The sequence below is a fragment of the Achromobacter sp. GD03932 genome (genome assembly GCF_029839485.1).
GTDB lineage: Bacteria > Pseudomonadota > Gammaproteobacteria > Burkholderiales > Burkholderiaceae_B > Achromobacter > Achromobacter bronchisepticus_A.
The window spans coordinates 1-13,398 of record NZ_JAOCAT010000043.1 but is presented as its reverse complement, the minus strand read 5'-3'; the positions used below and the strand labels follow the sequence as shown (position 1 = coordinate 13,398).

9 protein-coding genes are annotated in these 13,398 nt (G+C 64.4%); 6 read left to right on the top strand and 3 right to left on the bottom strand.

Going from position 1 to position 13,398, the window contains the following annotated elements; genetic code table 11:
* The first annotated feature begins 155 nt into the window (after nt 1–155).
* The 3 genes from N5C88_RS28500 (at nt 156) to N5C88_RS28490 (ending at nt 3,527) form a co-directional block, all read left to right on the top strand.
* On the top strand, nt 156–1,898 hold the full coding sequence (locus tag N5C88_RS28500) for a FliC/FljB family flagellin (protein WP_280016694.1): 1,743 nt from the start codon (nt 156–158) through the stop codon (nt 1,896–1,898).
* 338 nt (nt 1,899–2,236) lie between these two features.
* Entirely contained in the window at nt 2,237–3,112 is an 876-nt protein-coding gene (locus N5C88_RS28495) for a hypothetical protein (RefSeq protein WP_280016693.1), read from the top strand.
* Between the two features lie 220 nt (nt 3,113–3,332).
* Complete coding sequence (locus tag N5C88_RS28490; protein WP_118934073.1) at nt 3,333–3,527, top strand: YjfB family protein; 195 nt, start codon at nt 3,333–3,335, stop codon at nt 3,525–3,527.
* A gap of 90 nt (nt 3,528–3,617) precedes the next feature.
* Here N5C88_RS28490 and lpdA read toward each other — a convergent pair whose 3' ends face one another.
* The 3 genes from lpdA to aceE are packed head-to-tail and all read right to left on the bottom strand — an operon-like array spanning nt 3,618 to nt 9,782.
* Nucleotides 3,618–5,393, bottom strand: a complete 1,776-nt coding sequence (lpdA, locus tag N5C88_RS28485; protein WP_280016692.1) for a dihydrolipoyl dehydrogenase — start codon at nt 5,391–5,393, stop codon at nt 3,618–3,620.
* 12 nt (nt 5,394–5,405) lie between these two features.
* Nucleotides 5,406–7,061 carry a dihydrolipoyllysine-residue acetyltransferase gene (gene aceF / locus N5C88_RS28480; protein WP_059374400.1) on the bottom strand — a complete coding sequence of 552 codons (1,656 nt, stop codon included), beginning with the start codon at nt 7,059–7,061 and terminating at the stop codon, nt 5,406–5,408.
* Nucleotides 7,062–7,073: 12 nt separating this feature from the next.
* A complete protein-coding gene (gene aceE, locus N5C88_RS28475; protein ID WP_059374398.1) occupies nt 7,074–9,782 on the bottom strand; it encodes a pyruvate dehydrogenase (acetyl-transferring), homodimeric type in 2,709 nt (902 codons plus the stop codon).
* 350 nt (nt 9,783–10,132) lie between these two features.
* Here aceE and N5C88_RS28470 point away from each other — a divergent pair, with 350 nt between their 5' ends.
* From N5C88_RS28470 to folD, 3 genes are all read left to right on the top strand, one after another.
* Complete coding sequence (locus tag N5C88_RS28470; RefSeq protein ID WP_059374396.1) at nt 10,133–11,887, top strand: PAS domain S-box protein; 1,755 nt, start codon at nt 10,133–10,135, stop codon at nt 11,885–11,887.
* The gene (locus tag N5C88_RS28465; RefSeq protein WP_054456641.1) at nt 11,884–12,510 is read left to right on the top strand and encodes a response regulator transcription factor; all 627 of its coding nucleotides are present in this window, start codon (nt 11,884–11,886) and stop codon (nt 12,508–12,510) included. Before N5C88_RS28470 ends, N5C88_RS28465 begins: the two co-directional genes overlap by 4 nt.
* Nucleotides 12,511–12,565: 55 nt before the next feature.
* Nucleotides 12,566–13,398: bifunctional methylenetetrahydrofolate dehydrogenase/methenyltetrahydrofolate cyclohydrolase FolD (gene folD, locus N5C88_RS28460; RefSeq protein ID WP_280016691.1), on the top strand; the 833-nt coding region annotated here is incomplete at its 3' end.

Here is a 13,398-nt window from a genome sequence, read left to right as displayed (position 1 = left end):
TGCGGCCTTCGCAAATTTGGCCTAAAGATTGGTTTGAGGCTGTCGTTATCCTGGCAACGGAAGAGTTTCAGCAACAACGTCGATACCTTCTCGTTACAGTTGGGCGGCCTAGCTGCCCGGTTTGAAGAAGCCTTTCTCTCCTTGGGAGCCTAAACATGGCTGCAGTCATCAATACCAACTACCTGTCGCTGGTTGCTCAAAACAACCTGAACAAGTCCCAGTCCGCCCTGGGTACCGCCATCGAACGCCTGTCGTCGGGCCTGCGCATCAACAGCGCCAAGGACGACGCCGCCGGTATGGCCATTGCCAACCGCTTCACCGCGAACGTCAAGGGCCTGACCCAAGCCGCTCGTAACGCCAATGACGGTATCTCGCTGGCTCAGACGACCGAAGGCGCCGCTGGCGAAGTCAACACCCACCTGCAGCGTATCCGCGAACTGGCCGTGCAAGCCGGTAACGGCAGCTATTCGCAGGAACAGCTGAACTCGATGCAAGACGAAATCAACCAGCGCATGGCTGACATCGACCGCATCTCGGAACAAACCGACTTCAACGGCGTGAAGGTCCTGTCGGGCTCGGCCAAGCCGCTGACGCTGCAAGTCGGCGCCAACGACGGCGAAACGATCACCCTGAATCTGTCGGAAATCAGCGTCAAGACGCTGGGCCTGAACGGCTTCAATCTGAATGGCTCTGGCACGATTGACAATCGCTCGGCAACGATCAACGACATCACCAGCGCTGGCGGCTCGTTGGTGTCGGGTACCACCTACAAGATCACCACCGACTTCGACGCTGCGACGACGGCGGATGCCTTCAAGAAGCTTGGAACTGGCAACACGGTGCGCATCGGTACCGGCGCCGCCGCTGAAACCTACACCTATGACGCCGCGTCCGGCTCGTTCACGCACGGCACCAAAGCTACTGCAGCCCAGGTCACTACCGACAACACCCCCGGAGCAGGCAAGACGCAAGCCGGCACCTACACGACGAAGAACGGTTCCACCAACTTTGAAGTCGCCAGCGACGGCAAGCTCACCGTCGGTGGTGCCAAGGCGTACCTGACGAGCGACGGCAACCTGACCACCAACGATTCGGACGGTGCTGGTGGTCAGCTTACTCAAGCGACGCTCACCAACCTCACCGATGAAGTGCTGGCAGAAAATGCCGGCAACACGGCTTACAAGAATGCGGGCACGACATTGAAGCTGGGCGATACCGTCTACTCGCAAAGCACCTTCGCTACCGGTGCCAATAACCTGACCTACACGGAAACGGTATCTAAGGACGTTGTTCTTGCAATGACGACGGCCGCCGCCGCCGACAGCCGCATCACGCTCGGCTCCGGCTTGCTTTCGGCAACTGTCGGCTTCACCGCTGGCAACTCCGCCGCCTTGGCCGCGGACGGCGCAATCGCCGCTACGACGTTGACGTACGTCGACGGGAAGGGCGAGTTCACGAAGGTTGATAAGTACACCACCAACTATTCCCTGAACCAAGCTGACGGCACGATTACTGTCGCCAGCGGCGGCACCACCACCGGTTACGAGGCTGCAGTGGGCTCGAAGGTGTATGTCGACTCCAAGGGCAAGCTGACCACGGAAACCACCAGCAAGGGCGACAAGACTACCGACCCGCTGAAGACCCTGGACGCTGCCTTCACCAAGCTGGACAAGCTGACGGGTGAACTGGGTGCCGTGCAGAACCGTCTGGAATCGACGATCGCCAACCTGAACAACGTCGTGAACAACCTGTCGTCGGCTCGCTCGCGTATTCAAGACGCGGACTACGCCACGGAAGTGTCGAACATGTCGAAGGCTCAGATCCTCCAGCAAGCTGGTACCTCGGTTCTGGCGCAAGCCAACCAAGTGCCGCAAACCGTTCTGTCGCTGCTGCGTTAATCACGCCGCAACGCCTGACGGTCGGGCAGACGCAGGGCCGCAAGGCCCTGCCCTCCCGATACCGACCGAGGGCCCTCACGCCCTCGTCGAGACCAACAAGCCGGCATACGCCGGCTTGTTTCTTTTCGGGGGATGCGTGACTTACTCCTCCCGCCAGCCCCGCCGTCCCTTACCGGCATGGCGGCGAAACCGCGCAAGGCGGTTGCGGGCGTGTCGCTGATCCTCTCGTCGTCCGAGTCCCAATCAAGCCCATTTTTTTCAGACTATTCCCCTTTTTCACTTCTTCCGATTGCCTCATACTCGCGCTTGCACGTTTTTGTATCTATATTTTTCACAAAATGACCGCGACGCCTCCCGATCCACTCGCTACGCAGCACGGCAGCACCACGGATCCCGATACCCAGGCGCCGATGGACGAGCAGACCTTGCGTCTGCGCGAAGAGAACCGCGCTCTGCGTGAATTGCTGGTTGCGCAGGCGCAGGCCACGCCCCCACCACAGGAACCCGGTCCGCTGCGGCGGCTGTTCTGGTGGCTGATTTCCGCGCCTGGCGCCGCGCTGGTCAGCTGGCGCGCCCTGGTGGGACGCGAAGACGCGCGGCCGATTACCGGCAAACGTGTCGGCTATGCCACATTGACCGTGCTCTACACGCTGGCGATCTACGGCGCGCTGGTGCTGTTGGTGGTTTCGTGGAGTTCACCGAACACGACCGTTTCCGGCGCCACGGCTGCCGGTCCGGTACGAGTCCCCCTGACGCCCGCTCCACCTCCGCACACAGAACCCGCGCTCAGCCAGCAACAACTGACGCCTGCGGCGGCGCCAGTGCCCGTCCCGGGTTCCGATCCCGGTCCAGGTTCGAATTCGGGTTCGGGCTCGGACTCGGCGGAACGCCAGTCTAGATCCCACTCCGCCTCAGAGCCCACGTCTGCCGAATCTCAATCTGCCCCCCCTGCGCAGCCCGAGCACGCAACGGCGCCGCGCGCGGCAGCAAGCACGACGGACGAGGCGGACGCCACTCCCAGGTCCACCCTGCGTGTAACCGAGATACCCGCAGAAGACCCCATGGCCTGGGTCGGCGAGCTGAAGAACGAGCTGGCGCGTTGTGCAACGCTCGGTTTCTTTGAACGCCCCGACTGTTCCTGGGCCGCGCGCACGCAATTCTGCGAGCCTAATCGCGCCTGGGGCACCGTCAAGGAATGTCCTACCCGGCCGTGAGGCGCCAGGACTTGCGTATTGGGCCAGTACGAGTCCGGCAGAAGCACGCAATGACAAGGAACATCCCCCAGGCAGGGCTAACGTGTTGCTGGATCCGGGTATCGCCGTCGCTGCATGAATATCAGGTTACGCAGCCACGAATTCCGTGCATTGCGCCGCCGTCCACGCGATAATCCACTGTCGGCCTGAATCACCATCCACACACTAGGACACCCCGAGCATGGACGCATCGATCAGCAACACCGTCAATAACGCCCTGGCTTTGCAGGACGCGAATGTCATGCAGGAAGTGCAGGCCCGCGTGCTGAAGAAAGCCATCAATGCGCAAGCGGATACCGCATTGACGCTGATGCAATCCCTGCCCGCGCTGGCCGTGGACGCGACGCTGGGTTCGCGCATCGATACGCACGCCTGAACGTCACACCCAAGCGCACAAGAAAAAGCGCCGGTCCCTGTCCAGGGCCGGCGCTTTTGCTTTGCACGGGCGGCATGGCCGCCGCGCCTCTTACTTCTTCTTCATCGGCGGCAAGTCGGTGCAGACGCCCTCTGCGACTTCGGCAGCCATGCCCACCGATTCACCCAGGGTCGGGTGCGGGTGGATGGTCTTGGCGATGTCGACGACGTCGGCGCCCATCTCCACGGCCAGGGCCAGTTCGCTGATCAGGTCGCCGGCGTGGGTGCCGACGATGCTGCCGCCCAGGATGCGATGCGTTTCAGCGTCAAAGATGAGCTTGGTGAAGCCTTCGTCGCGGCCATTGGCGATGGCGCGGCCGGAGGCGGCCCAGGGGAACACGCCCTTCTCGATCTTGATGCCCTGCTTCTTGGCCTCGTCTTCGGTCAAGCCGACCCAGGCCACTTCCGGATCGGTGTAGGCCACCGACGGAATGACGCGGGCGTCGAAGAAGGACTTCTGGCCTGCGGCGGCTTCGGCGGCGACGTGGCCTTCATGCACGGCCTTGTGCGCCAGCATGGGCTGGCCGACGATGTCGCCGATGGCGTAGATGTGCGGCACGTTGGTGCGCATCTGGCGATCGACCCCGATGAAGCCGCGGTCGGTCACGGCAATGCCAGCCTTGTCAGCGCCGATTTTCTTGCCGTTGGGGCTGCGGCCCACTGCCTGGAGAACCAGGTCGTAGCGCTGCGGCTCCTTGGGCGCGCCTTCGCCTTCGAAGCTGACGTAGATGCCATCCTTCTTGGCTTCGGCGCCCACGGTCTTGGTCTTCAACATGATGTTGTCGAAGCGGTAGGCGTTCTTCTTCTGCCATACCTTGACCAGGTCGCGGTCGGCGCCCTGCATCAGGCCGTCCAGCATTTCGACCACGTCCAGGCGCGCGCCCAGCGTGGAGTACACCGTGCCCATTTCCAGGCCGATGATGCCGCCGCCGATGATGAGCATCTTCTTGGGGACTTCACGCAGCAGCAAGGCGCCGGTGGAGTCGACGATGCGGTCGTCCTGGGGCAGGAACGGCAGCTTCACCGACTGGCTGCCGGCGGCGATGATGGCTTGCTTGAAGCGCAGGGTCTGGGTCTTGCCGTCGGCGGCCTTGACGGTCAGGTGGTTGGCGTCGGCGAACTCGCCCACGCCATGCACCACGGTGACCTTGCGCGCCTTGGCCATGCCGGCCAGGCCACCGGTCAGCTTGGCGACCACGCTGTCCTTGTAGCCGCGCAGCTTGTCCAGGTCGATCTTGGGCTCGCCGAAGCTGATGCCGTGGGCGGCCAGTTCGCGGGCTTCGTCGATGACGGCGGCGTTGTGCAGCAGCGCCTTGGACGGAATGCAGCCGACGTTCAGGCAGACGCCGCCCAGCGTGTCGTAGCGTTCCACCAGGACCACGGACAGGCCCAGGTCGGCGGCGCGGAAGGCGGCGGAGTAGCCGCCGGGGCCGGCGCCCAGCACCAGCATGTCGTACTCGCCGTCGGCCGAGCCCTTGAAGCTGGCCGCGGCGGGCGCGGCGGCGGGCGCCGTGGCAGCCTGCTTGGGCGCATCGGCGGCCTTGGGCGCTTCCTTGGCGGCAGGCGCGGCGGCGGCTGCGGCACCCGCTGCAGCTTCCACTTCCAGCACGACCGTGCCTTCGGCGACCTTGTCGCCGACCTTCACGTTGATGGACTTCACCACGCCGCCCTGCGACGCGGGGATTTCCATGGAGGCCTTGTCGGACTCGACGGTGATCAGGCTTTGTTCAGCCTTGATCGTGTCGCCCACCGCCACCAGCACTTCGATGACTTCCACTTCCTTGAAGTCGCCGATGTCCGGCACTTTGATTTGAACGGTATTGCTCATGGGGCTCCCCGTTTACAGCGCGATGCGGCGGAAGTCGGCCAGCAAGGCGCCCAGATAGGCGTTGAAGCGCGCGGCGGAGGCGCCGTCGATGACGCGGTGGTCGTACGACAGCGACAGCGGCACGATCAGGCGCGGCACGAACTGCTTGCCGTCCCACACGGGCTTGTGCGCGGAGCGCGACACGCCCAGGATCGCCACTTCAGGGGCGTTGATGATGGGCGTGAACGAGGTGCCGCCGATGCCGCCCAGGGACGAGATCGAGAAGCAGCCGCCTTGCATTTCGGCGGGCGAGATCTTGCCGTCGCGCGCCTTCTTGGACAGGTCGGTCATTTCCTGGGCGATCTGCAGGATGCCCTTCTTGTCGGCATCGCGGATCACCGGCACTACCAGCCCGTTGGGCGTGTCGGCGGCGAAGCCGATGTGGTAGTACTGCTTGAGCACCAGGTTGTCGCCGTCCAGCGAGGCGTTGAACTCGGGGAACTTCTTCAGGGCCGCGACCACGGCCTTGATCAGGAAGGCCAGCATCGTGACCTTGATGCCCGACTTCTCGTTTTCCTTGTTCAGCGTGACGCGCAGCGCTTCCAGGTCGGTGATGTCCGCTTCGTCGTTGTTGGTGACGTGCGGGATCATGACCCAGTTGCGGTGCAGGTTCGCGCCGGAGATCTTCTTGATGCGCGACAGCGGCTTGGCTTCGATCGGGCCGAACTTGGTGAAGTCGATCTTGGGCCACGGCAACAGGCCCAGCGCGGCGCCATCGGCCGAACCGCCCGTAGCGGCCACCGGACCGGCGGCGAGCGCCTGCTTGACGAAGCCGCGCACGTCGTCGGCGGTGATGCGGTCCTTGGGACCGGAGCCCTTGACCTTGCTCAGGTTGACGCCCAGTTCGCGCGCGAACTTGCGCACCGAGGGCGACGCGTGCGGCAGCTGGCCCGGCTTGAGGTTGGCGTCTTCGAGCGCGGCGGCCGGAGCCGGACGCTGCGCGGCGGGCGCCGGCGCTTCGGTCTTGGCGGCGGGCGCGGCAGCGGCTTCCGCCTTGGCGGCAGGAGCCGGGGCCGCGGCGGCAGCGGCGGCGGGCGCGGCGCCCTCCACCACGACCACGACCGAGCCCTTGGCGACCTTGTCGCCGACCTTGACCTTCACTTCCTTGACCACGCCGCCTTGCGAGGCGGGGATTTCCATCGAGGCCTTGTCGGACTCGACGGTGATCAGGCTTTGCTCGGCCTTGATGGTGTCGCCCACCGCGACCATGACTTCGATGACTTCGACTTCCTTGAAGTCGCCGATGTCGGGCACTTCGATGTTCACCGGACCGCTGGAGGCGGCCGGCGCAGCGGCGGCAGCGGCCGGCTGCGCGGCAGCCTTGGCTTCGGCCTTGGGAGCCTCTTCCTTGGCCGGCGCGGCCGCGGGGGCCGCAGCTTCGCCCGCGCCCGACGCTTCCACTTCCAGCACGACCGTGCCTTCGGCAACCTTGTCGCCCACCTTGACGCTGATCGACTTCACCACGCCGCCTTGCGACGCGGGGATCTCCATCGAGGCCTTGTCGGATTCGACGGTGATCAGGCTTTGTTCGGCCTTGATCGTGTCGCCCACCGCCACCAGCACTTCGATGACTTCCACTTCCTTGAAGTCGCCGATGTCGGGAACCTTGATTTGCACGATGTTGCTCATGTCTCTTTACCCTCAGGCGTATTGCGGGTTGGCTTTGTTCGGATTGATGCCGTACTTCTTGATGGCTTCAGCCACCTTGGCAACCGGCACCTTGCCTTCGTCGGCAAGCGCGCGCAGCGCGGCGACCACGACGAAGTGGCGGTCCACTTCGAAGTGCTCGCGCAGCTTCGAGCGGAAATCCGAGCGGCCGAAACCGTCGGTGCCCAGCACCTTGTATTCGCGGCCCTTGGGCACGAACGGGCGGATCTGGTCGGCGAAGAGCTTCATGTAGTCGGTCGACGCGATGATCGGGCCTTCCGTCTTGGCCAGCTGTTCCGTGACGTAAGCCACCTGCGGCTTCTTTTCGTCGGGGTGCAGCATGTTGTGGCGTTCGGCGTCCAGGCCGTTGCGGCGCAGTTCCGTGAAGCTGGTGACGCTCCAGAGGTCCGAAGCCACGCCCCAGTCGGCTTCCAGCAGTTCTTGCGCGGCCATGACTTCGCGCAGGATGGTGCCCGAGCCCATCAGCTGCACGCGGTTCTTGCCCTTGCCGTGCGACTTGAGCTTGTACATGCCCTTGATGATGCCTTCCTCGTCGCCCTGGGTCAGACCGGGCTGCGGGTAGTTTTCGTTCATCACCGTCAGGTAGTAGTAGACGTTTTCCTGGTCTTCCACCATGCGCTTCAAGCCATGCTGGATGATCACGGCCAGTTCGTGGCCGAAGGTCGGGTCGTACGAGACGCAGTTCGGGATGGTGGACGCCAGGATGTGGCTGTGGCCGTCTTCGTGCTGCAGGCCTTCGCCGTTGAGCGTGGTGCGCCCGGCGGTGCCGCCCAGGAGGAAGCCGCGCGCCTGCATGTCGCCGGCCGCCCAGGCCAGGTCGCCGATGCGCTGGAACCCGAACATCGAGTAGTAGATGAAGAACGGGATCATGATGCGGTTGTTCGAGGAGTACGACGTGGCCGCCGCAATCCAGGAGCTCATCGCGCCCGCTTCGTTGATGCCTTCCTGCAGGAGCTGGCCGTCGGCCGCTTCCTTGTAGTACATGACCTGGTCCTTGTCGACCGGGGTGTACTTCTGGCCTTCCGGCGCGTAGATGCCGATCTGGCGGAACAGGCCTTCCATGCCGAAGGTGCGCGATTCGTCGGCCAGGATCGGCACGACGCGCGGACCCAGTTCCTTGTCGCGCAGCACCTGGTTCAGGATGCGCACGAAGGCTTGGGTGGTGGAGATTTCACGGCCTTCGGCGGTGGGTTCCAGCACGGCCTTGAAGGCGTCCAGGGCGGGAGCCTTGAGGTGCTCGTCGGCCTTGGCGCGGCGGCGCGGCAGATAGCCGCCCAACGCGGCGCGGCGCTCGTGCAGGTACTTCATTTCGGGCGAGTCTTCGGCCGGCTTGAAGTACGGCAGGTCGGCCAGCTGGTCGTCCGGAATGGGGATGCCGAAACGGTCGCGGAATTCGCGGATCGAGTCCAGTTCCAGCTTCTTCTGCTGGTGGGTCGGGTTCTTGGCCTGGCCGACGTGGCCCATGCCGTAGCCCTTGATGGTCTTGGCCAGGATGACGGTGGGCTGGCCCTCGTGGGTGGCGGCGGCGTTGAACGCGGCGTACACCTTGTGCGGGTCATGGCCGCCGCGGTTCAGGCGCCAGATGTCTTCGTCGCTCATGCGCGACACGGCTTCCAGCAGCTTCGGATGCTTGCCGAAGAAGTGTTCGCGCACGAACTTGCCGTCGTTGGCCTTGTACGCCTGGTACTCGCCGTCGACGGTGTCTTCCATGATCTTGCGCAGGATGCCTTCCTTGTCGTGCGCCAGCAGCGGATCCCAGTAGCCGCCCCAGATCAGCTTGATCACGTTCCAGCCCGAGCCGCGGAAGTCGCCTTCGAGTTCCTGGATGATCTTGCCGTTGCCGCGCACCGGACCGTCCAGGCGCTGCAGGTTGCAGTTGATGACGAAGATCAGGTTGTCCAGCTTTTCGCGGGCAGCCAGGGCGATGGCGCCCAGCGATTCGGGTTCGTCCATTTCGCCGTCGCCGCAGAACACCCAGACCTTGCGCTTGCTGGTGTCGGCGATGCCGCGGGCGTGCAGGTACTTCAGGAAGCGGGCCTGGTAGATGGCCATCAGCGGGCCCAGGCCCATCGACACCGTCGGGAACTGCCAGAAGTCCGGCATCAGCTTCGGATGCGGGTACGAGGACAGGCCCTTGCCGTCCACTTCCTGGCGGAAGTGGTTCAGCTGGTCTTCGGTCAGGCGGCCTTCGAGGTAGGCGCGGCCGTACATGCCGGGCGAGGTGTGGCCCTGGAAGTAGACCAGGTCGCCGCCGTGGTTTTCGTCTTCGGCGTGCCAGAAATGGTTCTGGCCGCAGCCGATCATGGTGGCCAGCGAGGCGAAGGAGGCGATGTGGCCGCCCAGGTCGCCGCCGTCCGGCGGGTTGTGCTTGTTGGCCTTGACCACCATGGCCATGGCGTTCCAGCGCACGTACGAGCGGATGCGCGATTCCAGCTCCAGGTTGCCCGGGTGGGCCGGCTCCAGGCCGGGGGGAATCGTGTTGACGTAGGCGGTGTTGGGCGAGAACGGGATATGCGCGCCGGAACGGCGGGCTTCGTCGATCAGGCGTTCGAGCAGATAGTGGGCGCGCTGCGGTCCTTCACGATCAAGGACAGCCGCCAGGGCTTCGAGCCACTCCTGGGTTTCAAGGGTGTCTTCGTCGTTGGCAGCCTGTACGGCGCCAGCCTGGGCGTAAGAGGACATCGTGTGTCTCCTGTTGGATTGTTCGTGACCGCACCCGCTTACTTATCTACTCGCGGACCTTGCATGGTAGCCGGGATCATCCGGGCTACCATGCAAGGCATGGGGTCGGGTTGTTCTAGAGACCTGCTACTGGGTCGGTTCCCTATCAGCGGGCATTCTAAGAAAGAAGGTTAACCGGTCGCAAGCAAAATTTCATGTTGCGGTACGGCATTTCATAATACGAAAAATTTAAAGCAAGCTGAACGCTTTGGCGTCATACTTTTACCCAGGGACTCCAAAAGGACGAGTCGATTCCCGGCAAATCCCTGCCAACACGCACTAAAATGCGCGGTCTATCCGGCCCGAATTCCATGTCCAGCGCGCCCAAGTCCAATATTCCTACGCCGTTCCACGATCACGCCCGCACTCGCCGACGCGGGGTGTACTGGGTCACGCCAGCCATGGTGCTGATCCTCTATATCTGTGTGATGGCGGTGTTCTTCTGGCTGCAACGCATCCATGACGACAGCGTCATGTTTGTCACCATCGACCAGGAAATGCGCCAACAGCGCCTGATCTGGGTGGTGCTGGCCCTGTCCTGTGTGATCGTCATCAGCCTGCTGATGCTGTGGCGCTATACCCGTTTCCGCTCGGCGGCCGAAGCCGCCCTGATCGCCGAGACGGGCTTCCGCCGCGCCATGGAGAACTCCATGTCCACCGGCATGCGGGTGCTGGACATGGAAGGCCGCATCGCCTACGTGAATCCGGCCTTCTGCCGCATGATCGGCTGGAACGAGGCCGACCTGATCGGCCGCAGCCCGCCCTTCCCTTATTGGGTGCCGGGTCGCCACGAACAGCATCAGCACACCCTGGACGTGCTGATGTCCGGCAAGACGCCCAGCAGCGGCCTGGAGGTCGAGGCGCAGCGCCGCGACGGTTCGCGTTTCACGGCGCGGATGTACGTGTCCCCGCTGCTGGACCCGAACGGCAACCAGATCGGCTGGATGACCTCCATGACCGACATCACCGAGCCCAAGCGCATCCGCGAGGCCCTGACCGCCGCGCACGAACGCTTCATGACGGTGCTGGAAGGCCTGGACGACGCCATCTCGGTCACCGCCGACACCCACGACGGCCTGGAGCTGCTGTTCGCCAACCGCACCTACCGCCGCGTGTTCGGCGCGCAGACCGGCGGCCACGACGAGCTGCTGGCCGGCCGCCGCGGCCGCTTCACCGACGAATCCGTCGAAGTCTTCGCGCCCTCGGTTCAGCGCTGGTTCGAAGTGCACCACCGCATGCTGGCCTGGACCGACGGCCGCCGCGTGCGCATGCAGGTGGCGCGCGACATCACCGAGCGCCGCGTGCACGAGGAAGCCTCGCGCGTGCAGCAGGAAAAGATCCAGCTCACCAGCCGCCTGACCACCATGGGCGAGATGGCCTCCTCGCTGGCGCATGAACTGAACCAGCCGCTGACCGCCATCGCCAACTACAGCATGGGCGCGGTCGCCCTGGTCAAGGCCGGCCACACCAGCCCCAACATGCTGCTGCCGGCCCTGGAAAAGGCCGCCTCGCAGGCCGAGCGCGCCGGCAAGATCATCAGCCGCATCCGCGAATTCGTGAAGCGCAGCGAGCCCCGCCGCCAGCGCGTGACCATCAGCCGGATCGTCGACAATGCCATCGGCTTCGCCGAGATCGACGCCCGCAAGCGCCGCATCCGCATCGACCGCTTTGTGCCGTCGAACGCGCCGGACGTGCTGGCCGACCCCATCCTGATCGAGCAGGTGCTGTTGAACCTGCTGAAGAACGGGCTGGAGGCCATGGAAAACAGCGAATCCGACGAACTCAAGGTCGCCGTGATCCTGCACGAACAGCACATCGAGGTCGCGGTCGTGGACCGCGGCCACGGCCTGGCCGAACCCGAACGCCTGTTCGAACCCTTCTTCAGCACCAAGACCCAGGGCCTGGGCATGGGGCTGAACATCTGCCGTACCATTATTGAATCGCACCATGGCCGCTTGTGGGCGGATCCCAATCCCGCCGGCGGCACCATTTTCCGCTTTACCCTGCCCTGCGCTGCACCCCAGTCGCAGGCCCAGAACGATCAGTCCGAGGAGTTGCACGCATGAACACGCCCCACCTGTCGAGCACGGTTTTCATTGTTGACGACGACGAAGCGGTCCGCGATTCGCTGCGCTGGCTATTGGAGGCCAATGGCTATCGCGTTCGCGCCTACGCCAGCGGCGAGTCCTTCCTGGAAGACTACGACGCCAGCCAGATCGGCGTGCTGATCGCCGACGTGCGCATGCCCGGCATGAGCGGCCTGGAACTGCAGGAACAGTTGATCGCCCGCAATGCCCCGCTGCCCATCGTGTTCATCACCGGCCACGGCGACGTGCCGATGGCCGTGTCCACCATGAAGAAAGGCGCGGTCGACTTCCTGGAAAAGCCCTTCAATGAATCCGATTTGCGCGAGATCGTGGCGCGCATGCTGGAGCAGGCCACGCAGCGCGTGAGCAAGCACCAGGCCCAGAAAGACCACGAAGCCATGCTGGCGCGCCTGACCGCGCGCGAGCAGCAGGTGCTGGAGCGCATCGTCGCGGGCCGCTTGAACAAGCAGATCGCCGACGACCTGGGCATCAGCATCAAGACCGTAGAGGCGCACCGCGCCAACATCATGGAAAAACTTGAAGTGACCACCGTAGCTGATTTGATGAAAGTGGCCTTGGCCAAACCCGAGGCGACGGCATGAGCCGCCGGGCCGATCCCAAGGCGAATACCGCAGCGCGTAGCGCGGAGGCCGCCGAATGACTGCAAGGATTATCGACGGCGCGGCCCTGTCGGCGCGCATTCGCGAAGAAGCTGCCCAACGCGTTGCGGCCCTGGCCGCCAAGGGTACCCGCCCCGGCCTGGCCGTGGTGCTGGTGGGTGAAGACCCCGCTTCCCAGGTGTACGTCCGCAATAAGGTGGCGGCCTGCGAAAAGGCCGGCCTGCATTCCGTCAAGGAACAGTACCCCGCGGACATGACCGAGGCCGAGCTGCTGGCCCGCATCGCCATCCTGAACCAGGACCCGACCATCCACGGCATCCTGGTGCAGTTGCCGCTGCCCAAGCACATGGACTCCCACAAGGTCATCGAGGCCATCGCGGCCGAGAAGGACGTGGACGGCTTCCATATCAGCAACGCCGGCCTGCTCATGACCGGCCAGCCCCTGTTCCGCCCCTGCACGCCCTATGGCGTGATGAAGATGCTGGAATCGGAAGGCGTGACGCTGCGTGGCGCCGAAGCCGTGATCGTGGGCGCGAGCAACATCGTCGGCAAGCCCATGGCGATGCTGCTGCTGCAGGCCGGCGCCACCATCACCATCTGCAATTCCAAGACCCGCGACCTGGCGGCCCAGACCCGCCGCGCCGACGTGCTGGTGGTCGCCACCGGCAAGCCCGGCATGATCGACGGTTCGATGATCAAGCCCGGCGCGGTCGTCATCGACGTGGGCATCAACCGCGGCGCTGACGGCAAGCTGTGCGGCGACGTGGACTTCGCCTCGGCCAAGGAAGTGGCGGGCGCCATCACCCCCGTTCCGGGCGGCGTGGGTCCCATGACCATCGCCATGCTGCTGGTCAACACCATCGAAGCCGC

Excerpts from the sequence above, each read along its gene's own strand:
- N5C88_RS28500 (WP_280016694.1), top strand. The coding sequence starts at position 156 with ATGGCTGCAGTCATCAATACCAACTACCTGTCGCTGGTTGCTCAAAAC.
- N5C88_RS28495 (WP_280016693.1), top strand. The coding sequence starts at position 2,237 with ATGACCGCGACGCCTCCCGATCCACTCGCTACGCAGCACGGCAGCACC.
- N5C88_RS28490 (WP_118934073.1), top strand. The coding sequence starts at position 3,333 with ATGGACGCATCGATCAGCAACACCGTCAATAACGCCCTGGCTTTGCAG.
- lpdA (WP_280016692.1), bottom strand. The coding sequence starts at position 5,393 with ATGAGCAATACCGTTCAAATCAAAGTGCCGGACATCGGCGACTTCAAG.
- aceF (WP_059374400.1), bottom strand. The coding sequence starts at position 7,061 with ATGAGCAACATCGTGCAAATCAAGGTTCCCGACATCGGCGACTTCAAG.
- aceE (WP_059374398.1), bottom strand. The coding sequence starts at position 9,782 with ATGTCCTCTTACGCCCAGGCTGGCGCCGTACAGGCTGCCAACGACGAA.
- N5C88_RS28470 (WP_059374396.1), top strand. The coding sequence starts at position 10,133 with ATGTCCAGCGCGCCCAAGTCCAATATTCCTACGCCGTTCCACGATCAC.
- N5C88_RS28465 (WP_054456641.1), top strand. The coding sequence starts at position 11,884 with ATGAACACGCCCCACCTGTCGAGCACGGTTTTCATTGTTGACGACGAC.